This is a genomic window from Caenibius sp. WL (assembly GCF_019803445.1).
Classification (GTDB): Bacteria; Pseudomonadota; Alphaproteobacteria; order Sphingomonadales; family Sphingomonadaceae; genus Caenibius.
Map to the genome: position 1 here is coordinate 2,671,966 of NZ_CP081844.1, position 25,161 is coordinate 2,697,126.

The 25,161-nt window shown below is 59.0% G+C and carries 16 protein-coding genes and 1 pseudogene; 6 read left to right on the plus strand and 11 right to left on the minus strand.

Annotated features, from left to right (window positions below; translation table 11 throughout):
* Positions 1-49: 49 nt before the first annotated feature.
* Positions 50-1,540 (minus strand): mannitol dehydrogenase family protein, encoded by a 1,491-nt coding sequence (locus K5X80_RS12775; RefSeq protein ID WP_222558101.1) that lies wholly within the window; start codon positions 1,538-1,540, stop codon positions 50-52.
* Positions 1,540-2,895: a glucuronate isomerase gene (gene uxaC, locus K5X80_RS12780; protein WP_261390709.1), complete on the minus strand. Its 1,356-nt coding sequence runs from the start codon at positions 2,893-2,895 to the stop codon at positions 1,540-1,542. Before uxaC ends, K5X80_RS12775 begins: the two co-directional genes overlap by 1 nt.
* Between uxaC and K5X80_RS17090 the strand changes: the two genes are divergently transcribed.
* A complete protein-coding gene (locus K5X80_RS17090) occupies positions 2,842-2,988 on the plus strand; it encodes a hypothetical protein (RefSeq protein WP_261390730.1) in 147 nt (48 codons plus the stop codon). The two genes, uxaC and K5X80_RS17090, sit on opposite strands and share 54 nt — an antisense overlap.
* On the opposite strand, the gene K5X80_RS12785 is transcribed toward K5X80_RS17090, so the two are convergent.
* Positions 2,964-3,749, minus strand: a complete 786-nt coding sequence (locus tag K5X80_RS12785; protein WP_222558103.1) for a FadR/GntR family transcriptional regulator — start codon at positions 3,747-3,749, stop codon at positions 2,964-2,966. The two genes, K5X80_RS17090 and K5X80_RS12785, sit on opposite strands and share 25 nt — an antisense overlap.
* A 126-nt stretch (positions 3,750-3,875) precedes the next feature.
* Between K5X80_RS12785 and manD the strand changes: the two genes are divergently transcribed.
* Together manD and K5X80_RS12795 are read left to right on the plus strand one after the other, a co-directional pair.
* Positions 3,876-5,084 (plus strand): D-mannonate dehydratase ManD, encoded by a 1,209-nt coding sequence (gene manD / locus K5X80_RS12790; RefSeq protein ID WP_222558104.1) that lies wholly within the window; start codon positions 3,876-3,878, stop codon positions 5,082-5,084.
* 34 nt (positions 5,085-5,118) lie between these two features.
* On the plus strand, positions 5,119-6,009 hold the full coding sequence (locus K5X80_RS12795) for a sugar kinase (RefSeq protein ID WP_222558105.1): 891 nt from the start codon (positions 5,119-5,121) through the stop codon (positions 6,007-6,009).
* 58 nt (positions 6,010-6,067) lie between these two features.
* On the opposite strand, the gene K5X80_RS12800 is transcribed toward K5X80_RS12795, so the two are convergent.
* The 8 genes and pseudogenes from K5X80_RS12800 to K5X80_RS12830 all read right to left on the minus strand — a co-directional run bounded on the left by K5X80_RS12800 (position 6,068) and on the right by K5X80_RS12830 (position 20,640).
* On the minus strand, positions 6,068-8,317 hold the full coding sequence (locus K5X80_RS12800) for a TonB-dependent receptor (RefSeq protein WP_222558106.1): 2,250 nt from the start codon (positions 8,315-8,317) through the stop codon (positions 6,068-6,070).
* A 54-nt stretch (positions 8,318-8,371) separates the two neighbouring features.
* Positions 8,372-11,017 carry a glycoside hydrolase family 2 TIM barrel-domain containing protein gene (locus tag K5X80_RS12805; protein WP_222558107.1) on the minus strand — a complete coding sequence of 882 codons (2,646 nt, stop codon included), beginning with the start codon at positions 11,015-11,017 and terminating at the stop codon, positions 8,372-8,374.
* A 463-nt stretch (positions 11,018-11,480) separates the two neighbouring features.
* Positions 11,481-13,787 carry a TonB-dependent receptor gene (locus tag K5X80_RS12810; RefSeq protein ID WP_222558108.1) on the minus strand — a complete coding sequence of 769 codons (2,307 nt, stop codon included), beginning with the start codon at positions 13,785-13,787 and terminating at the stop codon, positions 11,481-11,483.
* A 45-nt stretch (positions 13,788-13,832) separates the two neighbouring features.
* Positions 13,833-14,876 (minus strand): tyrosine-protein phosphatase, encoded by a 1,044-nt coding sequence (locus K5X80_RS12815; RefSeq protein ID WP_222558109.1) that lies wholly within the window; start codon positions 14,874-14,876, stop codon positions 13,833-13,835.
* Between the two features lie 307 nt (positions 14,877-15,183).
* Positions 15,184-15,939, minus strand: a complete 756-nt coding sequence (locus K5X80_RS17095) for a TetR family transcriptional regulator (RefSeq protein ID WP_261390530.1) — start codon at positions 15,937-15,939, stop codon at positions 15,184-15,186.
* Positions 15,940-16,293: 354 nt separating this feature from the next.
* A pseudogene (locus K5X80_RS17305) lies at positions 16,294-16,485 on the minus strand (hypothetical protein); the annotation flags it as partial.
* A 27-nt stretch (positions 16,486-16,512) separates the two neighbouring features.
* Complete coding sequence (locus K5X80_RS12825) at positions 16,513-17,829, minus strand: spinster family MFS transporter (protein WP_222558111.1); 1,317 nt, start codon at positions 17,827-17,829, stop codon at positions 16,513-16,515.
* A gap of 336 nt (positions 17,830-18,165) precedes the next feature.
* On the minus strand, positions 18,166-20,640 hold the full coding sequence (locus K5X80_RS12830) for a TonB-dependent receptor (RefSeq protein WP_222558112.1): 2,475 nt from the start codon (positions 20,638-20,640) through the stop codon (positions 18,166-18,168).
* A 483-nt stretch (positions 20,641-21,123) separates the two neighbouring features.
* Between K5X80_RS12830 and K5X80_RS12835 the strand changes: the two genes are divergently transcribed.
* The 3 genes from K5X80_RS12835 (at position 21,124) to K5X80_RS12845 (ending at position 25,112) form a co-directional block, all read left to right on the plus strand.
* Entirely contained in the window at positions 21,124-21,621 is a 498-nt protein-coding gene (locus K5X80_RS12835; RefSeq protein WP_222558113.1) for a sigma-70 family RNA polymerase sigma factor, read from the plus strand.
* Complete coding sequence (locus tag K5X80_RS12840; protein WP_222558114.1) at positions 21,614-22,549, plus strand: FecR family protein; 936 nt, start codon at positions 21,614-21,616, stop codon at positions 22,547-22,549. The genes K5X80_RS12835 and K5X80_RS12840 overlap by 8 nt, the downstream gene beginning before the upstream one ends.
* A gap of 85 nt (positions 22,550-22,634) precedes the next feature.
* Positions 22,635-25,112: a TonB-dependent receptor gene (locus tag K5X80_RS12845; protein WP_222558115.1), complete on the plus strand. Its 2,478-nt coding sequence runs from the start codon at positions 22,635-22,637 to the stop codon at positions 25,110-25,112.
* Positions 25,113-25,161: the final 49 nt, after the last annotated feature.

Here is a 25,161-nt window from a genome sequence, read left to right on the forward strand (position 1 = left end):
GCCTTCATTTTCATACTGCCTCTCCCGTCCCGTTCTTGTCTGAATTACGCTAGTCGATCTGTCCCTCATGCCATGACAGAAACGCGTCGAGAGCCGGACGCCAACCGCACTCCAAAATACTTCGCAAGGCTGCCGGAAACGCCTGGCGCAACCGCGAACTGATCCCGAATTCTGTCGGAAAAACGCCGGATTTGTCGATGAACAGTCCGGCAAGACGATCGATGTCGCTGCCAGCTTCCCGCCATAAATCGCGCAGGCGATCAGCCAGCGGATCGTCCACCTTGTAGCTTGCCCCATTTGCGGAACGACCACGGGTGTGCACGGCCCACGCCGCCAAGCTGAGCATATGAGCGGCGCTGCCCTGCCCCGCCTTGTCACGCTCGATCATTGTTGCCAGCCAACGCTGCGGGATCTTCTGCGATCCATCCATCGCAATTTGCTTCAACCGATGATCGAGAGCCGGATTGGCAAACCGGCGCAGAAGGGCATCGCCGTAGGCGCCGGGATCGAGATCAGCGCTTCGCGGCAGGCAAGGCGCCGCTTCCTTCATCATCTGAATCTGCACCATCGAATTAAGGGCAGGATCCGCAACAGCTTCATGCACGAAATCGAACCCCAATCCGATGCCAAAGTAGGCCAGCGTCGAATGGCTGCCGTTGAGCAGGCGCAGCTTTGCGGTTTCAAACGCATGCACGTTGTCGACAAACTGGGCGCCGCCTGCTTCCCAGCGAGGGCGCGGCCCGGCAAAGCGATTTTGGATCACCCATTGGCGGAAAGGTTCCGTCACCACCATCGCGCGGTCGATCAGGCCGGTCCGTTCTGCCAGCGCATCGATCTCCGCCCTCGTGACAGCAGGGACGATCCGATCGACCACCGTATCGGGACACGCCACATGCCGAGCAGTCCAGGCCGCGAGCGAAGGATTATCCCGTTCGAGGTATTCGGCCAGAAGTTCAGCCAGTAAATGGCCGTTGCCGGGCAAGTTATCGCACGACACGAGAGTTACCCCGCCGCAGCCGGCGGCTTTGCGCTGCGCCAACCCGGCGGCAAGAACCGTATAAATCGTTCCAGGTTGGGCTGCTTGGGCATAGTCCAGTTGATTGCTGCCCGCCTGCCGGCAATAACCTTTTTCCGTCACCGTCAGCGTAACGATGTGCGTGGTAGGGGACGCCAGCGCGGCAAGTACCGCAGCAGGATTTTCCCGCGCAGCATAGACGGCTTCGACCGCGCCGATCACTCGCATCGCAGCCCGCTGCCCGCTGCGTTCCATTACGGTGTAAAGATTGTCCTGCGGCACCATGAGATCACGTACAGCAGGAGAACGCAGGGACACGGCGGTGATCCCCCACCCCTCATCGCCTGCAGCCAGGGCATCGTCCGTATAAACGGCCTGATGGGCCCGGTGGAAAGCACCAATACCCAGATGCACGATACCGCCACGCGGCCTGCCCAAGCGAAAGGCAGGGCGGGCGATCTCTCCCCTCATACTGCCCAATGTCGCTATCGAGAGGCGCCGCTTTTGAGAAAGAGCGCTGTGCATCACAGATGGTATGCCTGCTTGGCAAGCGTGTAACTGAGATCGACCGCGAGTTCAGCCGCCTCGTCCTCATCCAATTGATGTTGCGCGACAAGATCAGCCAGAACACCGCAATCGATCCGCCGGGCAACATCGTGCCTCGCCGGGATGGACAGGAATGCGCGCGTATCGTCGTTGAAGCCGACGCAGTTGTAGAAACCAGCCGTTTCCGTCATCCGGGCGCGAAAACGGCGCATCCCTTCCGGACTGTCATGGAACCACCATGCCGGGCCAAGGCGTAAAGCCGGATAATGTCCGGCCAACGGGGCCAGTTCGCGCGCATATGTGCTTTCGTCCAGCGTGAAGACAATCAGCGTGAGCCGGGGATCGTTGCCGAACCGGTCAAGCAACGGGCGCAAACCATGCACGAAATCGGTTCTGGCGGGGATATCCCCCCCTTTGTCCCGCCCGAAGCGTCTGAAAACAGCAGAGTTGTGATTGCGGAAGGAGCCCGGGTGCAATTGCATCACCAAGCCATCGTCGATGCTCATACCCGCCATGACGGTCAACATATGGGCACGGAACAGCTCAGCCTGCGCAGGTGATGCCTTGCCTGCCGCTACGACCGAGAACAAGTCTGCCGCTTCCGCGTCGCCAAGGTCCGCCGTTGCGGCCGTGGGGTGTCCATGATCGGTGGACGTCGCGCCTGCATCAGCAAACGCCGCCCGCCTCTGCCGCAAGGCCCCGAGATAACCGGTATAGGCAAAGCAATCCTCCCCCGTCAGCGCGGACAGGGCTGCAAGATTTTCAAGAAACCCTTCGTATTCCGGATCGACAACCGGATCGGGGCGGAAAGCGGTGATGACCCGCCCTTGCCAACCGGATGCACGGATCGCCGCGTGATGCTCCAACCGGTCGAGCGGGGATTCGGTGGTTGCCAGCACTTCGATATTCAGCCGGTCGAACAGCGCCCGCGGCCGGAATTCCGGGGTCGCCAGCCGCTGCTCAATATGATCGAAATAGAAATCAGCCGTTTCCCGATCCAGCCGCACATCGATGCCGAACAGTTCATGAAACACCCAATCCAGCCACAAGCGCGTCGGCGTGCCACGAAACAGATGGTAGTTCTCCGCGAAAATCCGCCAAGCCGAACGCTGGTCGGCAATTACGGATGCGCTGCCGTCGACCGGCGCAATGCCCAAATCCTCCAGCCGGACACCCTGGCTGTAAAGCATCCGCACGACATAGTGATCAGGTTGCAGCAGCAATTGCGCGGCATCGGTGAAGGCTGCATTCTCTGCAAACCAGCGCGGATCTGTGTGCCCATGCGGGCTGACGATCGGCAAAGCCGCAACATGCGCATAGAGGCGACGGGCGATGGCACATACGGCCTCATCGACTGGAAACAACCGGTCTGGGTGCAAGACAAGAGGACGTACCATCCCGCCTATACCGAAACCGATCTGGCGTAACGGGCGCGCGTGGTTTGTGCCGCCCGACGCGCTTCCTCCACGGCCCGTTCTTCCGTGGCGAACAACAGATGATCGATAACCGCGCCCAGATGCGCGCGCATGGCCGCACGCGCCTGCGCGGGATCGCGGGATCGCAAGGCTTCGACAATGGCGGTGTGCTCCGGGACTACCGGCTTGACCTGCGCATTGCGCGCCTTTTCGTGCAGCAAGGCGCATTCTGGCGAGGCCAAACGCAAATCCCACAAATCATCGATTGTCTTGATAATTGCCGCATTGCGCGTCGCACGGGCGATCAACAGATGGAACGCACGGTCGGCGATTTCACCGTCGCCAGACTCATTTCCTACTGCCATGTCGCGCACGAGATCATCCAGTTCAGCAAGTTCAGCCTCGCTGATCTGGGTCGCGGCCAGAGCGGCGGCCTCCCCTTCGAACAGGAGACGGGCCTCGGTCAATTCGAACGCCGTCACGTTGAATGCGGCCTGCGCCTGCTCGTCCGGACGCTGGCGGACATAGGCGCCCGATCCGACCCTGACTTCGACAAGGCCCTGCACTTCAAGCGCGATAATCGCTTCACGCACGGTCGGGCGACTGACATTGAATTCCGCCGCCAGTTCCCGTTCGGCAGGCAAACGGTCGCCAACGGCATACTGCCCCGAAGCAATCGCCGCCACCAGTTGCCGCGCCAATTCCTGATACAGCCGATCCTGGGAAGCCAGCGCCCCCGGCTGCGCCGTCGTCTCGTTGTTCCGTCGAACCATACGTCCCACTCATTCGCTTGGTCGGCAATCACAAATGGCCTAACCAGTTTCATAAAACTTGACAGACCAAAAAGACCTCGTCAAGTCTCGTAACATAGTGAAGTTAGACAAACCCGGATACGATATATGAAAATTGATGCGGCCAAGGTTGTGGTTACCAGCCCAGGGCGCAATTTCGTGACGCTCAAGATCCAGACCGATCAGGGCGTTCATGGCATTGGCGATGCTACGCTGAACGGGCGCGAACTGGCGGTCGTATCTTATCTTCAGGATCATGTGCTTCCTTGCCTGATCGGCAAGGACCCGCGCCGGATAGAGGATATTTGGCAATATCTTTATCGCGGCGCCTACTGGCGGCGTGGCCCAGTCACCATGTCGGCCATTGCCGCCGTCGATACCGCCTTATGGGATATCAAGGCCAAAATGGCGGGCATGCCGTTGTACGATCTCCTCGGCGGGAAAAGCCGTGAGGGAATCATGGTCTATGGTCATGCCAATGGCCGCGATACCGAGGAGACGGCGGATGAAGTCGCCCGATACATCGAGATGGGATACAAGGCCATTCGCGCGCAGTCTGGCGTTCCCGGGCTCACCGATGCCTACGGCGTTGGCCGGGGCAAGATGTTTTATGAACCCGCCGACGCGGCCCTGCCCTCCGAAGCAGTGTGGGACACGCGCAAGTATCTCAATTTCGTCCCTTCTCTGTTCTCCAAACTACGCGAACGGTTCGGTTTCGATTACCACCTGCTCCACGATGTCCATCATCGGCTGACTCCCATAGAGGCAGCTTCGCTGGGCAAGGCGCTCGAACCGTATAGGCTGTTTTGGCTGGAAGATGCGACCCCGGCTGAAAATCAGGAATCGTTCCGGCTGATCCGTCAACACACCACCACTCCCCTGGCCATAGGCGAAATCTTCAACACCATCTGGGACTGCAAGGATCTGATCCAGAACCAGTTGATCGATTTTATCCGCATGACAGTGGTTCGTGGTGGCGGGATTACCCACTTGCGCCGGATCGCCGATTTCGCCAGCCTCTATCAGGTTCGCACCGGTTGCCACGGAGCCACGGATCTGTCTCCTGTGACCATGGGGGCGGCATTGCATTTCGACACCTGGGTACCCAATTTCGGCATCCAGGAATATATGCGCCACACACCGGAAACGGACGCCGTGTTCCCTCATGCGTACCATATTAATCGGGGCAATCTCTATCCTGGCGACGCAATCGGCCACGGGGTCGATATCGACGAGGCGGAAGCGGCCAAATACCCATATCAGCCCGCTTATCTGCCGGTGGCCCGTCTCGAAGACGGAACCATGTGGAATTGGTAGGGCCACCATGCGCATTGCAGTTCTGGGCGAAGGAATGCTGGAGCTTGCCCACCCCGGTGATGGCGGACAAGGCTGGCAGCTCGGCTTCGGCGGGGATACACTCAACACGGCGGTGCACTTGGCCCGGTTCGGCGTTCCCACCAGCTACGTCAGCGCACTGGGCAATGACCCCTTCAGCGCCGATCTGCGCCGCGATTGGGCGGCCGAAGGGCTGGACACCCGCCATATCCTGACGGATCCCGAGCACCTTCCCGGCCTCTACGCCATTCGCACCGACAGCAAAGGGGAACGCTCGTTCTTCTATTGGCGCAGCGCCAGCGCTGCGCGGCATCTGTTTTCACTGCCCGGCATCGATGAAGCGTTGCACCACATGGCCGGCGCGGAACTCCTCTATCTCAGCCTCATCACGCTTGCGGTGATCCCGAGCCAAGCGCGGCCGCGAGTCTATGATCTGTGCCGTCAGGTCCGTCAGAACGGCGGGTACGTCGCCTTTGACAGCAATTACCGGCCCCGCCTGTGGGATAGCGTGGAAGATGCTCGCGTCACGGTAGAGCGCATGGCTGGCCTGTGCGATATCGCCCTTCCCACGGCTTCCGACGATGCGATGCTATTCAACCTAAGCGAGCCAACGCGGATTGCCGCCCATTGGCATCGACTTGGCGCAAAAGAAATCGCGGTGAAGCTGGGGAAGGAAGGTTGCCTCCTGTCCTACGCCGGTAAATCGCAACACATCCCGGCCATGGCGGCCATCCGACCGTTGGACACCAGCGGTGCGGGCGACGCATTCAACGCGGGTTACCTGCAAGCACGTATGCGCGGGCAGAATCAGACAGATGCCGCATATCGTGGCCATTCCCTGGCGGCATGGGTGATCACCTGCAACGGCGCTCTGCCTCCTCGTTCAGCCCGAGCCCCCTACAGCTGATTGCGATGCTATGGCGCGTAAGGATACCGGCCGGAAAATGTCCGGCCGGTTCCTCCCATCAATAGGATACGGCCACACTGACCCCGACGTAGCGGGAGAAATCGCGCGGAAGAAACTGCGTCACTGATTCCGCACCGAACAATTGAACGTAATTGAACAGGCCGCTGGCATAGTGCTTGTTGAACACGTTGCGAGCGAACAGAGTCACACTGTAGCGGCCGCTTTCCCGTTCCTTTATCCCGATGTTCAGATCGGTGATCCCGAAGGCTTTCTGGATCGTCGTCGGGTCCTGCGAGAGCTGGTACTGAACCTTGCTCTGCCAGGAATAAGCCATGCTGATATTCGCATCGAACGGCAGGCTCGGCAGTTCGACCGTATAATCCGCCACGATATTGGCCTTCCACTTCGGCGCATTGCTGAGGTACGCCCCGGCCAGATCCTGCCGCCCGCTGACGCATCCTTGCGCGACGGTCTGCCCGGCATAGCACTGCGCGTTCGGGTACTTTTTAATTTTCGCGTCGATATAGGCAAGGCCGCCGCTCAGCGTGAAATTCTGAACCGCGCGCGCCATCCATTCGACTTCCACGCCGCGCGTGCGCAGCGAACCGACATTGTCGAGCCGCAGGGCCCCGCCCACGGTCGGCTCCAGCGATTGAGCCTGGAAATTGCGATAGTCGGTGGTGAATGCCGTGACGTTGAACATCAGGCGGCGGTCGAGGAACGTCCCCTTCATCCCCACTTCGTAACTGTCGGCATGTTCGGCCTTCACCGGCTGCAGCGCGGCGATCGCGGCATTGAAGCTGGTCGTGAGATCGTAGGTCTGCCCCTTGTAGCCGCGCGCATACGTGGCGAACAGCATGACGTCCTTCGACGGCATGTATTGCAGCCCCAACTTGCCGGTGAACGCCGTGTCGCCATTCGATCCGTGGAAGTTCTGGCCGGACACGTTGTTAGTGAAGGTATAGGCGATGTTCTCGCGATTGATGCGCGCGCCGGCCACCAGGCCGACCTTCTCCGCGAACCGCCAATCCGCCTGGCCGAACAGGGCATAGCTCTTCGATTCCGAGGTTGCGCTGAAGTTGCCTACGGACACCACCGGCCCGCGCTCGAATTCGCGCGTGAGATCGTTGTCGGCGTAATACGCGCCGAGCACGTACTTGAACGGCTTGTCCGACGATGTCAGCCGCAGTTCCTGGCTGAAGGAATGCGTGCCGTAGACCCCGTGCTGCGAAACGCCCCCATGCATGCGCCCGCCGGTGAGATAGCCCAGGACGTCGACCGCGGAATTGTCGATTTCGCCGTAATCGCGGAACGAATAGCGGTTGAGCGAGGTGATCGACGTCAGCGTGTACTCGCCGATGCCCCAGTTCATCTTCAAGGCAACGCCGCGATCCTTGCCCGTGGGAGTGGCGACCATATCGGAAACGAGCTTGGTATTGCTCTTGCCAGGGACGACGCCCGGCGCGAAAACTGCAGGCGTGAAGGACGGGATAAACAACAACCGGGCCGATGGCGACAGTGACCGCAAGGGTGCCCCGCAGCATTCGGTGCGGGTCTTGTTGTAGTGCCCGAACAAGGTGGCGTCGAAACCGTCCAACGGCTCCCACCGCAGCTTGGCGAACACGCTGTCACTTTTTTTCCCGTTGACCATCTTCCCGGTGTAGAGATTGCGCACGTTGCCGTCGTAGCGCGACACCGTTCCACTCACGCGGAAAGCCAGCGTGTTGGTGATCGGGCCCGACAGGCTCAATGCGTAACGCTGCTCGTCATCGTCCGTCACCTTGACTTCGGCATGGGCAGAGAACCTGTCTGAGGGCTGCTTCGTCGTGACGGAAACCACGCCGGCGGATGCCGATTTGCCAAACAGCGTGCTCTGTGGCCCGCGCAGGACTTCGACCCGCTCGATATCGACGAGATCGGTCAGAGCCTGCGACTGCTGGGCCAGAGCGATGTCATCCACCACCACCAGCACGCTGGATTCCACACCGATGCCATAAGCGAAAGTACCCACCCCACGCAGCGAAATCGAGCTAACTGCCGGGTTGCCGCCATCCTGGAATGTCATGCTGGGCGCCATTTTGGCGATATCGGTAAAATTGCTGCCACCGATCTTTTCCAGCGCATCGCCGTTCAGCACCGTGATCGCCACCGGCACATCCTGCACATTGGCCGCGCGCTTTTCCGCCGTCACGATGATTTCTTCGATGCCGCCGCGCGACGAGGCCGTTGCAGTCTGGCTCTGTGCCTGCACGGCAGCAGGCACAGACAAGGCGATGACGGCGGTTGCCGCCATGAATTGCTTCTTCATGAACTCCCTCCCATTCGTATTTCAGATGCGCGGACCTCGCGCCAATCTTCCCGATCAGCGGGTGATTTCGATGGCCGAGACGAGAGCGGCTCCTTTGCCCCGCTCGAATGCCAGGGACAGGCGCCCACCCTGCACCGTTACGGGAAAACTTCGCTCAACCGCTTTCAGAGCGCCGCCCGCCAACAGGAACGGATCAATTGAAGCCAAGGCGATCTTGCCGTTGGCCTTGACCGAGAAAGTCCGCTTGCCTGCTGCTGTCAGCTCAGGCTCGAAAAAGGAAAGAGTTACTTGCCAGTCTCCGTCGGGTAGCGGAATCTCATAAGCGAACCGCCCCTCACGATAGCCATTGTACAACGCTGCCGAAGTCGCCCCTACTACCACCTTGTCCTTGACTCCGCGGGCGAAGAAGGCGGTTATATCTTTGGGATTTAGGGCCTTGGCTTCACCCCCATCAAAGAAATGGTCGGACCCGAAGTGACGGCCATCTTCCAGTACCTGTTCGGTAAGATCACCTGCATTAATCCGCAGGCCATTTTTCAGCGGATCGGGACCATTCAGCGTGATTTCATCGCTCACCGCTTTGCCGCTGAACACGGCACTCGCCGCGATCCGGTTCGTTCCCGGTTTCAGCGGCACATTGTGCCAAACGCAAATCCGTTCCGGGCACGGCTGAGGGCCAAGATCGGCGCCATCCACCCGCAAGCTGACACTGGGTGCATTGCTGTACACCCGGATATCCGCCACCGGATAGGCACGGTTGCTATAGCGACGGCCGTTGACATGGACGACCGGCTCGCTGCTCCAGTTCGCCTTGTAGAAATAGAACGCGTCCTTCCGGGTCTTGCGATCGTAAGTGACGAGGCCCTTGTCGTTAAGATCGATAGCATCGCCCTCGACTCTGAAATCGCTCGCGAAATCGAACATGTTCCAAACCCAGGCAGCCCAGAGGTATGGACGGGCCTTCAGCGCCCGCCAGTTTTCCTCGTGAACCAGGGACTGGAACTCTTCAGGGTGCGGCCGGCCGAACGCATTGATGACCCCGCCGTGCGGATTGTCCGAATGCTGCGTCAACGCTCCGCCCGCTCCATATTCGCTGACCGACATCGGCATGGCGGGGAAGCGCTTGTGCAGGGCATCCAGTGCCGGCCCCATGTCTTCCGGCTTCATGCCGTACCAGCCGGGATAGCGGTTGTAGCCCGCCACATCGGTCGTGCCGACCAGCGGTTCGGCATCAATCGGCCCACCATAAGGTGAATCGGTGCAGCAATCGGCAAAAGTCGTCAGGCGACGCGGGTCTTCCTTCTTTGCCAGATCGTTGAGGTTCTTCAACAAATCCTTTGCCTTCACCGCCTTGCGAGTAAAGATCGAATAGCTGTCGATCTCATTGCCGACACCCCAGGTCACCACAGAAGGGTGGTTGTAATTCTGGCGGATCAGTTCGATCAGTTGCTGGCGCGCATTTGCGACGATCGCCGGCGAAGGATCGCCGCCGTCGAACGACGCCGCGCTGACATAGGGCACTTCGGCCCAGACCACCATTCCACGCTCATCGGCAAGTTCGAACCATTTCTGGACGTGCTGATAATGGGCGAAACGAATGGTGTTCGCGCCCACTTCCGCGATCAGGTCCATATCCTCGACATGGTCGGCATCGGACAAGGCGGCACCTTTGCCGAGGCGATCCTGATGGCGCGAAACGCCGTGCAGCGGTAGGGATTTCCCGTTGAGAAAGAACCCCTTGTCAGGGTCCATATGAAAAGTACGGATGCCCAGCGGCTGCTCCACCCGGTCAACCACTTTGCCTCCGGCACGCAACTCCACTGCAACCCTGTAGAGATAAGGATCGGCCCGCCCCTGCCACAAGCGGGGTTTGGGCACAGTGAAAGTTTGCTGCACACTCGTGTCATCGCCGCCAGCGAGCCTGACCGGGGCAGACACCTCAGCCACCTTTCCGCCCTCTGCATCCTGGATTGCAGCAACAACCGTCAGATCACGCGATTTGCCATCCTGATTGCGCAGCTTGGTGACAAGGTCGATCGTTGCGGATGTGTCATCCACCGATGCAACCGAGGCATAGACACCCGGGCCGGCGTGATCGAGCAGATCGATCTGGGCCGATGGCGCCACGATCAGGGAAACACCCCGATATATCCCACCATACAGGAAGAAATCGCCGGCAATGGGCAGGACATCGGCCGTCGGGCTACCCGGTTTAGGCTTGCTGTTGTCCGCCCTGACGACAAGGAGGTTGTCCCCCTTCGTGGACAGGAAAGGCGTGACGTCAAACCGGAACCGCGAATAGGCCCCTTTGTGCTGACCGACATAGTGGCCGTTCAGCCAGACATCGGCAATGGCGCCAACTCCATCAAACTGGAGGATCGCCCGATTGCCTTTCAGTTTCTGCGGCGTCGGGAAACGCAGCCTGTACCATCCCGCGCCCTGAAAGTTGTTGGTGTCCGCGCTGCGCTCAGCGCGATATTCACCCAGGCGGTTCCAGCTGTGCGGCAGGCTGATCGATTGCCACTCTGCATCATCGAAAGCCGGTGTGAGAGGTTGCGCGGGCAAATCGCCCTGCTGGAAGCGCCATCCCTGGGCAAGATCGATCGTGCGACGCGGCGCTTCTCCCGCCGATGCAGGGGGCACCGTCAAAACCGTGCCCAGTGCAACGGCACTCACCCAGAGAGTTTCACGACGCACCATCCCCTCACCCTTCCGTATTGAACTGTTTTCACCCGGCCATTGGCCTTACCTTTTTTCAGTACATTTATGTGATTGTCAATATTTTTGGTATGACCAATATTTCCATTCTACCAAACCACTTTTGACCTCCAGCGCCGTGCCGGAAATACCATGAAATGCTGCTATGGTGAGAATGGGGGAGAAAATCGGAGATTATCGGCAATGGCCATCACCCAGGAGGTTGGCGAGCCGGCTGACCGCAATGCATAAAACGCCAAGAGCGCGAGCGGCCCTCAGCATCACAGGTTTCAGGAGCGTGTTATCGAGCGCGCTACAGCACAATCGGCATAATTGCTGCGCCCAGCGGTCGTGTGGCAAGGCTTCCAAACCATAGTGGGGGCGTGCATCGCTGCCCCGCCCCCACTCTTGTTTAGATCACCAATCGGCTCATTTCTTCTGTCAACGCCGCTTCCTGCGGCAGAGTTCAGAATTCGAAGCTGAGATCGAGGCCATAGGTTCGCGGCTGGCGGAAGAAGCCGACGATCACGGAGCCGACATCCGCCGCAAATTCGAGATTCTTTTTGTTCGTCAGATTCTGCACGAAGAAGGACACACGCGCCTTGGAGCCGCCCAGATCGATATCGCTCAACGATGCTCTAGCGTTGACGAGCCAGAACCCTTTGTCGGTCACCAGATCGTTCAATGCGGCGCTGGCATATCCCCCTTGTGCGGTCAGACGGGAAGTTCCCTGATAAGTCGCGTCGAGCCGGAAGGTTGCAGTCCCGATCTGTTCGATCGGCGTGCTCGCCTGCCCGAACACCTGGCCTGTCCAGCGCGGTCTCCCGGTGGGGTGCAGGCTGTCTGAAACGTCTTTGCGAACGCCATTCACGACCTGAATGTATTCTTTGTATTCAAAATCCGTGTGCGCCAGATTGCCGCCGAATGTCACCCCGGCAACGGGCGCCGCAGTCACTTCCAGTTCAAAGCCCTTGATATTGGCGCGCCCGGCATTCTCTATGAATGTTACGCCATTTTCAAACAGCATAACCTGAAGGTTCTTGTACTTCGATGTGTAGGCTGCCGCGTTGATGCGCAGGCGCTTGTCGAGCAGGTCCGCCTTGACGCCGATTTCATACGAGGTGAGTTCCTCGGGTTCGAAAGGAATAGCGCTGCGGATACCCCCTGCGATATAACCGGTGGAAACTTTGGCGTAGGCCATAATATTGTCCGTCGGCCGGTAGGTGACTGTCGCCAGCCAATCCGTATGCTTGAACTTCCGCTTGATCGCGAGCCCGTTCGGGAATGCGGACGTCACATCCTTGTAATACCGCGAATCCTTGGTGATACGTGCGCCTGCCGTCAGATCGAGCTTATCCGTGACATGCAAAGTGCCCTGAACGAACCCCGCATGCGATTGATTGCGCGCGATCAGCGGCTGATACGCGACCGGGCGCGCGGGCGGATTGTAATTGGGTATCGCCGTGAAGGAAAACTGATTGAACAGAGACGGGATACCCGTTGAATTCTCCACGAAATAGAACACGCCCGCAACCACATCCAGCACCCGGGTGCGAGCGGTAATCTGAAACTCGTTGGTGAATTGCCGTTGGCTTTGCGGAGTCCCGCCAATCGTGGCCAGAATCTTGTAAGGCTGGCCGCTGCCTGCCGGGTCTTTCAGCGCATTGCCACCGCCGATATCATTGCCCCCGGTGTTTTCGTCGAAACCGCGCCAGGCCGCAATGTTCTTGATTTCGATGGCATCCGAAAACGCATAGCTCGCCGTCACGCTATGCCCGAAAACACGCAGCGTGTTGAGCGACATCATGTCGTTGGACACGGCCTTGAGCCGCTTGGTGCTGACGATATTCAGGCCGCCGAGAGCGGGCTGCGCATCGTAAATGGCCTTGGCCGCCGCTCCGCCCGAACCTTCGGTGAAGCCAAGCACCTGCACCGCCGCCTGTGTGGCATCGCGATCCGTATAATCGAAACGGTAATCCAGCTTGAACGGCCCACCGTTGTCGAAACGCACAGCGGCTTCAACCGCATCGACATTACGCATTCCCAGAGTCTTCGCCGAGGCGATTTTCTGCACGACACCATTCGAACGGCGGGTGAAATCCCATTCGATGCCCGGCGTCAGATTGCGGACCGAGCCGCGTTCTTCATCATGCAGATAGGTCAGCGACGCAGAAAAGCCGTTCCATTCCGGCGTATCGAGGCGCGCGCGCAGGCGCCGCCCGGCATAATTGCTGATCGATGCATCGACTTTCGCCGCCAGTTCGCCCCGCGGCCCCTTGGTAATGATATTGATCGCGCCGCCGGTGGAATTGCGCCCGAACAGCGTGCCCTGCGGGCCCCGCAACACTTCGATCCGTTCAATCTCCGCGAGGTCGAACAACGAACCGTTGGCCCGCCCGAGATAAACGTTGTTGATATACATCGTGATGCCCGCATCGACGGTGATCCCGGTGGACCCCGTCGTAATGCCGCGCATGGACATCGCAGGCAGATTGGAACTGCCGGATTGGCCTTTGACGATCAGACCGGGGGCAAGAGCTGAAATATCCCGCACATCGGTAACCCGCGCGTCTTCTATCGCCTGACTGGACAAGGCGGTGACCGCTACCGGCACGACCTGCAGATTTTCCGCCTGCTTTTGTGCGGTAACGATGATCTCTTCGAGATGCCCGCTGCCTGCCGGGGCAGGAGATTGGGCATGAACGGTCAGAGGAACAAGCGCTGCCCCCAGAAACAACGCGCCCCGCGCAGCCGATATGGCACCTGTTTTCATGTTATTCTCTCCCCTATGTTCTTCCATGTTGTGGCGTTCCGAGCCCTATGCCGGGCCGGACTGCAGAAACTTGTCCCTCAGCTTGGCCAGAGCCTTCGCATCGAGCCCCAGCCCTTCGCGCAGATAGTTGTCGAATGACCCGTATCGCCGATCGACTTCGTCAAAGGCTGCATCGAGATATTCGGGCGCGACCCGTTCGAGCGGGACAAAAGCGGCGCCATGTTTGCCAATGCCCGCCGCGATCTCCTTGGACCGATAGCCGTTGCTGAGCAGATAATCCCGGTAAACCGTCTCTTTGGGGACGCCCAACAGCGTCAAGAGCACCGCAGCCGCCCACCCCGTCCGATCCTTGCCTGCCGTGCAATAGAACAGGGCTGCGCCGTCCGTATCCTGCGCGAGAAGGTGAAACAGTGCGGAATAGGCCCGCAGGGCTGACGGTGACGACACCATCGCCCGGTTCAAACGCAAAAGCACCTCGTCTCCGCGCCCGCTGTCGATCAGTTCCTGAATATTGCCCAGGTCCCCGGGCGGATCGGCGAAGACATCCGCAACCACATAACGCGCCCCAGCGAGCAGCTCCCCTGGCGCGTCCTTTCGTTCCTGCTCATGCCGCAAATCGACAACCGTTGTCAGATGCAACCGCTCAAGCGCCTTGATATCGCTGGGTGCAAGCCGGGCCAGTTCGCCGGAACGATAGATCATGCCCATACGAACCCAGGCACCCCCGGCCGTGCGATAACCCCCCAAATCCCGCAAATTCGGCAACCTGGTTCGAGACACGTCGCGATCGGCGACAATGAGCGATTGCCCGCAATCGGGTGTCAGACGGAAAAATGTGCGCTGATTGCCTTTGGATGGGGGCAGCACGATCTGCCCGGCTTTCCCACCGCGACCCAGCGCCTCCCTGCGCCCATTCTCCATCTCGCTTCCAGCCGCGATCTCCACGTGGCTGGCGCCACGCGTCATCCAGCTGACGACCGGGCGCCCATCGATCTGTGCGACTTCCGCTGTGAGAAAAGGGCTTTCCGCTTCCGCAGCAGAGGCCGACGCGGGACAGGGCGATACTGCGGCAGTTGCGGGCGTAACCATAACGCACTGCGCGACGAGCATAGCCCAGCCAGCCGCACCGGCACGCGCCCATTTATGCATCCGATCGCCCATGCACCCTCTCTATCCATCCGCCCCGGCAGCCTGTGCCGCTCCATAATTTGGAACAGATGACATATATAGGGTACATATGACATACGGAATGTCAATTACGCATAGAGGCCGAAAATCGCGAGATGATCTCCCAAAAAGTTATGGATTTGTTCGCAGGAAAAAGCCGGTTCCGGCAAAAATCCGCCGGAATAAGTTATAGGAACGATCGGTATACGGGAAGCATGGCTATCGCTTTTTATGCAACCCGGTGATGCTCGGGAACCGCCGCTAATCCAAGGCGCTCTCGCACTTTTGTGGTACGCTCACGCAGGAAGGCTCTGCTCTTTTCAGGATCAAGCGTGGCCTCGGCCAGAAGCCCGGCCCCCAGAAGCCAGACGGAGAAAAGATGGCGGGCGGAATCTTCGCTCCGAAGGTTGAGATCTTCAGCGTTGTTGCGCCAGAAATGCCCCCCTCGCATCATGCGGATGCACCATGCGTGAAATTGGAATTCAGGCTCCGTCGCCGCGGCAGCCAAAGCCTGAAATGAGAGCAAATGCGCGCGCACACCCGCGATGTCCGCCAAGGCCACAGCCAACAATGGTTCCGGCTCTTCCGCCAGTTTGCGCCCGGGCCAACCCGAACGGCTATGGATCAGGCGATAAGCCCCATAGAAAATCAATGCACTGGTCGGAATGTGGTAGGATACCACGGATACCGATGTATTGGCCTTCGCCGCCAGTGCACGGAAAGTCATGGCGGAAAGCCCCCCTTCGGCAAACAGCGCAACCGCCGCTGCGTAAAGCGGGCGAGGCATCGCCGAAGGTCGCCCCGGCTTATTCGGCTTCGGCGATTTCTCCATCGCCAAAGCAGGGGCCAGATTTGCGTTCTCCCACGCAAACCAGAAGGGCACTTCATCGGTCGCGATCTTGTGCGCCAATGCCCCTTCCAGCAGTTCCTGATTCAGCAAGGCGATATTGGGCATTTGCGCGCAGCCGAGGGACAGCAGTTCCATGCCCACGGAAAGTTCGGCAAGAAAGCGCCGGTCGCGATGCTCCCCCACAAACCGGCGCACTTCCCGCAGGCGCCGCGCCGCCCAGGCTCGTGAAGCCGCCCGCCCCCGCCGATGCCTGGCCAGATGCGCCACGGCAGTGAATTCCCCGACCGTCCGCGCATAACAGATGCCCAAGCGATGCGCGGCGGCCGCGGCCAGCTTGCGGAGCGCAAGTGCCTCATCGGCTTTGATGGCCCTTTCAAACGGTACGTTCTCACTTGCTTCCTGATCCGCCCGCAGAAGGATCGCTTCGCATGCTTCATCAAGCAGTGCCGCCAGCGAAGTGAAATGATGCTGTACCGTGGGCAGTGCGACGCCTGCCTCATCACCGGCAGCGCGCAAAGAAAGCCCGCGAATGCCGGAAGATTCGAGAATCCGTATCGCAGCACGCAGGACTTTTTCCCGCCCCCCCATCTCCGCCGCTTTTGATCCTTGGCGGACACGCGCCGAGGCCCGCCGGGCCGGGGCTGCCGTATGTGATTTTCTGCTCATGGTTTCCGAAGACATAGAGGCGGCATAACGCCCACCGTATGATCAAGGCAATCGCGGTGCCAGATTGGTCCCATAATCAGCGTCCTCCCGCCGCAAGGCCAAGATCGCCAAAGACCAGTGAAAAATGGCCCAGACGAAAAGAAGCACCATAATGATCAGGGCGTTTTTCAACCCTGAAGCAGCGCTTCCACTGCTGGCGGCAAACCGGTCGCTCAGCACTCCGGTCAAGAGCGGCCCCAATGCCAGGCCGACCAGATTGGATGCAACCGCACGCAAGGCGGATGCCCGGGCCCGCAATGCGACGGGAGCGAGATTTTGTGTCAACGCTATGGCGGGCGCCGCCCATAACCCGCTCAATATGGTCGGCGGCAGCAGAAGCCATAAGGCCGCATAACCGGAGGGTGCGTGCAGCACCGCAAAATAACACGGAATGCAAAGCGCCAAGCCGATGATCGGCAGGAAAAGCATACGATGCATTCCGCTGCGCCCGAAATAGCTCCCTTGCCATCCGCCCAGCAATGCCCCGGCAATGCCGCCTATCCCTGCGACGAGCCCCACCCCCACACCGACCTGAGACAAGGTCATATCGTATGTGCGAAGGATAAAGGACGGCAACCACGCCATGATCGCCAATTGGACCAGTGCGGTCACCGCCGTCCCCACGATCACATGCAGGAACGCCCGGCGCTTCGCCAGATGGCCCATTGCTTTCACAAGCGATATTTGCGAGCCCGACGGGCTCAGCATGTCATGCCCGGGATCTGCGCCCCCGCGTTTGGGTTCACGCGCGACATGCAGGAAGATCAGGGCAGCCAGAATGCCGGGCAGCCCGACAACCAGCAAAGCAAACCGCCAGCTCACCCATTCCGCCAGCAAACCGCCAATGGCCAATCCCGCCATGATCCCGATGGGGACACCAGCGGCGAACACCCCCAAGGCGCGCGGGCGCTCCACCGCAGAATAAAGATCGGAGATCAAGGCGTGGGATGTAGGAGAAAATCCCGCCTCCGCGACACCGACGCCCATGCGGGCAAGGACAAATTGCCCGTACCCGCGCGCCATGCCGCAAAGTACCGTCATCACGCTCCACAGCAAGAGCATGAGAGCGATCAATCGCGTGCGTCGGGCGCCGCGATCAACCCAATGCGCAATCGGCACCCCCATCGCTGCATAGACAACCGCGAACGCTCCACCCGTCAAAAGCCCCAGATGCCAGTCCTTAAGCTGAAAATCCGCTTTGATCGGTTCCTGAAGAATAACGATGATCTGCCGGTCAATATAATTGAGCGCGTATATGACGCACAACATTCCAAGAATCGCCCGGCGCCGATTTGCAGAAATTGCAGGCAAATCAGACATGTATTTCCCTTGCCGCCAGATACGTTGCGCAAGCGCAATTGCCGCAATGCGTCCTGCGCCAATCACATTCGGGGCGTCGCGGTCCAGTTCCCATTTCGCTGGATTGCCGGCAGCGCGGCCGATTCCCTCTCACCAATCCCATAGCGCAGCATAATCCGGGCATGCCCTGCATGGCAGTGAAATCTCGCAGGCGATATTCACGGCGACTGCGCAACTCAGAATGGTTGGAACTGCGCAGAGCGGAGCGGGCATACCGGATCAAACGGGGTTCCAGCCGGCAGCCAAGCACTTCTCGTCCGGCAGCGCGCAACCGCCGGACGAGAGAATTATGCGCGGTCAGTCCTTGCCGCCAAAGGCATACCGCACACGAACACCATACATGCGCGGTTCGCCATACATCTGCGATTGTGCACCGATCGTCTGATATACGCCGGTGTTGGTGATGGCATATTTCTTGTCCGCCAGGTTTGTGCCGAACACTGAGATGTCGAAATTGCTGCCCATGACATTGCGCCAGTCAAGCGAAGCATTGAGCAACCCGAACGACGGCAGATGCACCCCTGGTTCCATCACCGAACCATCGGGGAACGTTTCCACATAAAGCGGCGCGGTGTCTTGCGCATCGGTCCAGTTATAACTGGCGAACAGGCTGATATTACCCACATTTTCTGGAACCGGAATGTTCAGCCGCCCGTGGACCGACAAGATATTCGGCGAGAGGTATTGCAGCGGCCGGCAAGTCATATCCGCATTGGCGAATTTGAGATCGCCGAGATGCTGCGACGTACAGTCGTAAACACCCGAGTTGGAATTGAACTTGAACGACTTGTAGTGGGACGTGAGGTGGCTGTAGTTGACACCCAGTTCCAGAATTTCGACCGGCTTGATCATCGCCTCGACTTCGACCCCCTTGATCACGGCCGAAGCCGTGCTGAGAGTAATGGCGCCGTTGCCGCCAGTGGTCGGATTTCTGTCACCGGCAGCGCGCTGGATTTTGCTGTAATCCAGATAGAAACCGTTGACGTTCAGACGAACCGGAGCACCCCCGACCTTGAAATCGGACTTGAAGCCAACTTCGTAGTCCGTCACCAATTCGGGGCCGAAGGTCCGCGTATTTTCGTAGACAGCGTAAGCGTTGAAGCCACCCGCCTTGTAACCGCGTGAAACCTTCGCATAGAGCATCAGGTTGTCGACCGGACGATAATCGAGCCCCAGCGTCCATGTGCCTGCGGAATCCTTGCGCGATGACCCGAAGAAGCAATCCTGATCGGGATTGGTGGTGACCATGGATTTCCACGCGCACAGCACCGGACTTCCGGGCACAGGCCCGATGTAGCCGGCAGTCGGCGCATAGCTGTAGGAAATATTGCTACCGCCAACCTTGTCCCAGGTATAGCGATATCCGGCCGTCAGCCGCAGACGGTCGAGCGCAGGTGACAGAGCGCCGAAATCAAGCGTAGCCTGTGCATAGAGCGCCTTGGATTCGCTCCTGCTCTGGATCGCGCCCAATCCGATCCTGCACCCTGCGGAAGTACGCTGGCTACAGACGTTGGTGGCAAAGTTGATCATATCGCCACCGGGTTTCTGTTTGAAGTAGAAGCCCCCCAACGTGTAGGTGAGCTTGTTGTCCAGCGCTTCACCCTGCAATTGCAATTCTTCGGTATAGATACGGAAATAGTCGCGCGGTGATGTGCGGCTTTCGACCGTTTCACCCGTGTCGTAGACGGGGGCTATGGTCGCATCCGCATCCGACGCATAGTATGACTTGAGAAAGGCATAGCTCGCGATATTGCGCAGCTTCAGACCTTCCGAAAGCTGAATATCGGTGGTGTTTGACACGCCCCATGTGGTGATCTTGGCAAAATCGTCCACGCCATGCGCCGTCTTGCGAATGCCGAGATCCTTTTGCTGCGCAATCAGACCGTTGAGATAGGCGGCATCGAACGTGAAGCCAAAAGCATTCAATGCCGTCAGATAATTGGTGTTGAAACTCTTGGCGATCGTACCGCTGCCGTGGGTCTTGGAATACCCGTAGTATGCCATCGTATAGTTCGAAATGGTGTCGCTAGGATCCCATTGCACACCGATGCGCGCCATCCGCCAGTGCTGGTTATCGCGATCCTTGTGCCAGTTCACATCCCTGGTGAAACCATCGCGGTCCCGACCGGCCCCCACGATACGGACCTTGAGCCGGTCGGAGATCGAGATGTTCACCACCGCTTCGAGTTCTTTCATGTCGTAGTTGCCATAGCCACCCTGGACATAGCCTTCGAAGCGGTCTGTCGGTTTGGCGGGTGTCAGAAGGATCGCCCCACCCGTGGTGTTGCGGCCGAACAGTGTGCCCTGCACACCTGCCAGAACCTGCACATTCTGGAGATCGACGAAATTGCCGGGGCCGCCCTGGCTGCTCAGCGTAAAGGCCGCGGGCAAAGGCACTTCATTCATATAGACGACGACCGCGGGAGAGCCCTGGAACGCCGCGCTCTGCCCGCGCATGGAAGGCGACATCACATCGCGCGAAGCCTGGCCGTTCGGCGCAATCACCAGCGAGGGGACCGACGACTGCAGATCCTGCATCTGGGTAACGCCCCGCTCACGCAAGCTATCGGCAGACAGCGCCGTGATCGCGATAGGAACGTCCTGCAATTTCTCTTCGCGCCGCTGCGCAGTAACGATGATCTCCCGGAAACCGGAATTGCCGGTTTCCGCCTGCGCACCTTGCTCCTGCGCAGCAGCGATGGCTGGTACCAAGGCCACACCCGCTGCGACCGTTGCGGAAGTGGCCAAAAGATGTGCGAATGCTTTTTTCATTTCACATACCCTCCTCATCCATTTTTCGGCTCTCTCGATCATGGGAGCCGATGGCATGAGGTTTAGGTCACAGCAGAAATAATTGTTGCACTATAAAAATACTCTGAAAAATATATCCACAAGAATAAGTAAGTGAAAACTTTATTATACTGACAGTATACAAACCCACCCAAGTAAACGCTTATTTTTATTGTAGATTGGTGCCAAGGGAGAGACATCAGGCTTCAGGAAGCAAGATCGATTTTTGCGGCCAGCCTGTCCCACAATGGTCCTCGGCACACTGCGTGCCCCACGCACAGCGACGATGGCGACAACCAGATTAAGCCTCAACTCATGCCCTGATGTCACCCCATGCCAGGCTTCTCAAAGACAAGACAAATGATAAACTCTCGCAAAAACAGGAGAATATCCTCCCACCTAGCCCTTAAATCAGGCGCATTCTGAAGTCTTGATACGTTACGCCTGCCATCGAGCAGAGAGCGAATGGCAAGCAAGCATACCACTTTAGCGGATTGGCGACGGCTGCTCGCTCGTTTGAAACGGAAGGTTCCGTTCTCAGAGGATGCCGAAGACCTGCTGCAATCGGCCTACGTGCGTCTCGCGACCTATCAGAAAACCACTCAGGTTACGCAGCAGAACGCCTTTATCATTCGTACGGCGATCAATCTGGGTATCGATGAGAAACGCAAGTTACGGCACCGAGTTGAAGCCAGCGGCTTGGCAGCCAGCATTCTGCAAATCCCGGACCGCACTCCGCCCGCGGACGAGATTTGCGCTGCCAGGCAGCGGCTCGAACATGTAAAAAGCGCGCTTCAACAGCTCCCACCCCAAACGCTGAGGATTTTTCTTCTCCGCCGCGTAGATGGATTGCGCTACCGGGAGATTTCCGAGTTGATGGGTATAACGGTAAGCGCAGTGGAAAAGCATGTGGCCAAGGCTGCATTGCATATTGCGCAATGGGCGGACGAACACGATGCATAATGGCAGGGATCGCATCGCCCATATTCAGGCAGAGGCCGCCGCATGGTTTGCGCGGCTTGATTCAGACGAATGCACACCTGCCGACAAAGCAGACTTTCAGCGGTGGCTGGCTGAAGACGAAAATCATGGCATGATTTTCAACCGGATGGCGTCTTCCTGGCAAGAGGCTGGGCCCGCAGCGGAAGAACTTGCTGCGGAGAACGCAACCCCTCCCCGCCCCCATGTCACCCGGCGGCATTGGCTGATGGCAACCGCAGCCAGCATTGCGGCACTCGCTGGCGGGGCAGCATGGTGGCATCTGCATGCACCAGATGTTTATGAAACCGCCGTTGGCGAACAACGACGGATCGTTCTGGCTGACCGATCAGAGATTCTGCTCGACACCAATTCCCGAATTTCAGTGAAGTTGGGCAAAGCAGATCGTAGGCTTATTCTTGAACGCGGGCGCGCGAACTTTGCCGTCGCACATGACAGCCGGCGCCCTTTTCAGGTTACAGCGAACAATCAGATCGTGACGGCTCTGGGCACCGAATTCGATGTCACCATTCACTCGCACGGTGCGGACGTCTTCGTATTATCTGGCCAGGTCGCAGTCGATGACGATAATCGCCCCGTTCTTCTGACACCGGGTGAACGGCTGACAGTAACGGCAACCGCCAGCCGCATCGATCATCCCCAAATTGGCCAGATCACGGCATGGCAACAAGGGCGCCTGATCTTTGCCCAGACGCCGCTGAGCGAGGCTGCCGCCCAATTCAATCGCTATGCCGCATTGCCAATCCGCATCACTGATCCGGGCGTGGGGCAATTGCGAATTAGCGGCGTATATTCCGTAAGGGATATTGATGGTTTCACCGATGCCCTGCCGCGCACCCTCCAGGTAAAAGTTACACGTTCCGCCGAAGCTATAACAGTGGCGGCCCCATAGAGAGGAACGCCGTACGGACAGGAGACGGATTTCTGGAATGCATGTCGCCGCGTGGCCGTGTAGATGGTTATGGCTTGGGATCGCATTGATTGCAGGCGGCCTGCCCACCTGTGCCGCCGCCCAGCAGGTTTCCACCATTACTATCGCAGCGCAACCGCTCGATACGGCGCTTTATGAGCTTGCCGTAAAGGCCAATGTCAACATTCTGTTTTCGCCCGATCTGATTGGCCGCCTTACAACGAAAGGCGCTTCCGGCGATGTCCGGGACATCCCGGCCTTGGCGCAACGTCTGTTGGCAGGAACGGGGCTGGTCCTGGAACGGACCAGCAAAGGCTTCATCATCAAACGAGGCCGTGATCGATCGGCGAAACCTACCCGCACCGCCTCACGCCTGCCGGGAGCGATCCAGCCGCTACCGCCGCCCACCCATGTTGCAACCGACGAAATACTGGTCACTGCGATGCGCAGCGCCCAGACACAGAATGCCGCGCCGTTATCCATCGCCCTGATGACGGCCAGCATGCTTGAACAGCATGGCGTTCATGGCCTTTCGGATCTTACCGGCGGAACCGTTCCATCCCTGCGCGTGAACCCGTATGCCAGCAGGGCATCCACGTTTTCCCTTTCGATGAGAGGCATGACCTCCGGCGAAGCATCGCAAATAAGCCGCGATGGGGCCGTGGGCATTTATCAGGATGGCGTCTATCTGGGGCGCGTCCAGGGCCTGAGTATCGATTTTCTCGATCTGGACCGGATTGAAGTGCTGCATGGCCCACAAGGCACACTGTTTGGGCGCAATGCGATGGGCGGCGCGATCAATCTCGTTTCCCGACGTCCGGGTGGCCAATTGCAACTCACCCAGAAGTTCGGGATCGAGGACGACAATGGGCGCTCGATCGTCACCCATCTGGATTTGCCGCGCGTTGCAGATATCAGCGTGAGGCTTAGCGGACTTTATCGGCGCAGGGATGGCTGGGTTGACAACACCATGCCGGGCGAATGGGGCTGGAACGCCTATGAGAAAAGTGGCCTGCGCGGCGCTGCCCTATGGCAACCGAACAAAGACTGGACCATCCATTATGCGGCGGAATATTCGCACGCCCGCGTTACGGGTGGCTATGCCCAGATCGTTGGCCTGTCCGACGATGCCCCGCCCCTCGCCCCGGCCATCACCACCGAAGCCGGGCGGCGACGCGTCGGCCGCCTGCCAGTGCCTCTCAAACCCAGCGTTGCGAGCGTCACCAACCACATGCTAACTGCCGAATGGCAGGTGAACGACGCGTTCCGCATCAAGTCCATCACCGGCTGGCGGCAATTGCACCAATCGCAATACGATCAATACGCCGGCTCCTATCTGGCGTTCGCACCCAATGGGCAAAGCGGACGCGTGAGCCTGTCAAAGGTTCGCCAACAGCAGGTCAGCCAGGAATTGCAGGTCAACGGGAGTGTGGACGATATCAGTTACATCGTCGGCCTGTACCTGTTCAAGGAATGGGCCCGCGATATGTCGCGTTCGCTTCTGACGTTCCAATACAACGCTGCCGGAACGGAGACGGCGCTGCTGTCTCCTCCCCTGTCCATCCTCGCATCGGAGCGCGCCAGCCGAAACGAGTCGGCCACCATCGCCGTGTTCAGCCAGATGGAGTGGACGTTACCCGCGTTCGACGATCGCCTGAGCCTTGCAGCAGGCTTACGCTACAGCATCGATAACAAGAAAGGACAGATGCTGATCAGGAATGGCTTGCCTTCGGGGCAGGCCTATAGCTTGTCACTTCGGCGGCTGGATCCCGCCATCAGCTTGCGGTACGCGCTCGGCAACGATGCCAAGCTCTATGTGCGTTGGGGAACCGGCTACCGGGCTGGCGGGGCGCATACCCGCTCACCAAGCTTTCAGACTTTTGACGAGGAGACGATCAGCAGTTGGGAGCTGGGATTGAAGACGAAGCTCCCGCAACAGCGCGGGTGGATCGCGCTAGCCGCCTATTATGCGCGCTATGCCAACGCTCAGATCGATTTCATTTCCCCTTTCAACCCTTCCTTCGGCGAAACGATCAATTCTCCACGACGCGGGACGCTTGCCGGGCTGGAATTCAACACCGAACTGAAAGTGCGCCCCAATCTCACCGTGTCGGCCGCATACAGTTTCAATGCGATCGATATGCCCCGGCAACGCAATCCCTTCACAGGGCAGTTGCAGCGCATAAATATCGCATACTCGCCCAGACATGCCGGATCTCTGACAGTTGACTGGTCCCTCGATCTCAACAGGTTCGGATTGGCGCAGATCAACCTGAACACGACCGCAGCCACGGGCGCCTATACCTCGCTGGATGATGCTACGCGCAGCGCAACCTATATGCTCATGAACGGACGGATCACCTTTTCCAGGCTGTTCGGCATCATGCCCGAAGGACTCTCTCTCGCCTTCTGGGGCAAAAACCTGCTCAACGAGAAATACGATGTCTTCGATTACACCTACAGCCAACCTGGGCTGACCGGAACCAGCCAGAAGACCTATAACAATCCCCGCAGCCTGGGCATCGAAGCGCGACTGGTGTTGTGAGCATCGGAATCAGTCCGTGGATGGAGTCAACATCCTGCCCGCAGGTGAA

Excerpts from the sequence above, each read along its gene's own strand:
- K5X80_RS12815 (WP_222558109.1), bottom strand. The coding sequence starts at position 14,876 with ATGGTTACGCCCGCAACTGCCGCAGTATCGCCCTGTCCCGCGTCGGCC.
- K5X80_RS17095 (WP_261390530.1), bottom strand. The coding sequence starts at position 15,939 with ATGGAACTGCTGTCCCTCGGCTGCGCGCAAATGCCCAATATCGCCTTG.
- K5X80_RS12840 (WP_222558114.1), top strand. The coding sequence starts at position 21,614 with ATGCATAATGGCAGGGATCGCATCGCCCATATTCAGGCAGAGGCCGCC.
- K5X80_RS12810 (WP_222558108.1), bottom strand. The coding sequence starts at position 13,787 with ATGAAAACAGGTGCCATATCGGCTGCGCGGGGCGCGTTGTTTCTGGGG.
- K5X80_RS12830 (WP_222558112.1), bottom strand. The coding sequence starts at position 20,640 with ATGAAAAAAGCATTCGCACATCTTTTGGCCACTTCCGCAACGGTCGCA.
- K5X80_RS12825 (WP_222558111.1), bottom strand. The coding sequence starts at position 17,829 with ATGTCTGATTTGCCTGCAATTTCTGCAAATCGGCGCCGGGCGATTCTT.
- K5X80_RS12835 (WP_222558113.1), top strand. The coding sequence starts at position 21,124 with ATGGCAAGCAAGCATACCACTTTAGCGGATTGGCGACGGCTGCTCGCT.
- K5X80_RS12800 (WP_222558106.1), bottom strand. The coding sequence starts at position 8,317 with ATGAAGAAGCAATTCATGGCGGCAACCGCCGTCATCGCCTTGTCTGTG.
- K5X80_RS12795 (WP_222558105.1), top strand. The coding sequence starts at position 5,119 with ATGCTGGAGCTTGCCCACCCCGGTGATGGCGGACAAGGCTGGCAGCTC.
- K5X80_RS17090 (WP_261390730.1), top strand. The coding sequence starts at position 2,842 with ATGCGGGCTGACGATCGGCAAAGCCGCAACATGCGCATAGAGGCGACG.
- K5X80_RS12785 (WP_222558103.1), bottom strand. The coding sequence starts at position 3,749 with ATGGTTCGACGGAACAACGAGACGACGGCGCAGCCGGGGGCGCTGGCT.
- K5X80_RS12775 (WP_222558101.1), bottom strand. The coding sequence starts at position 1,540 with ATGCACAGCGCTCTTTCTCAAAAGCGGCGCCTCTCGATAGCGACATTG.
- manD (WP_222558104.1), top strand. The coding sequence starts at position 3,876 with ATGAAAATTGATGCGGCCAAGGTTGTGGTTACCAGCCCAGGGCGCAAT.
- K5X80_RS12805 (WP_222558107.1), bottom strand. The coding sequence starts at position 11,017 with ATGGTGCGTCGTGAAACTCTCTGGGTGAGTGCCGTTGCACTGGGCACG.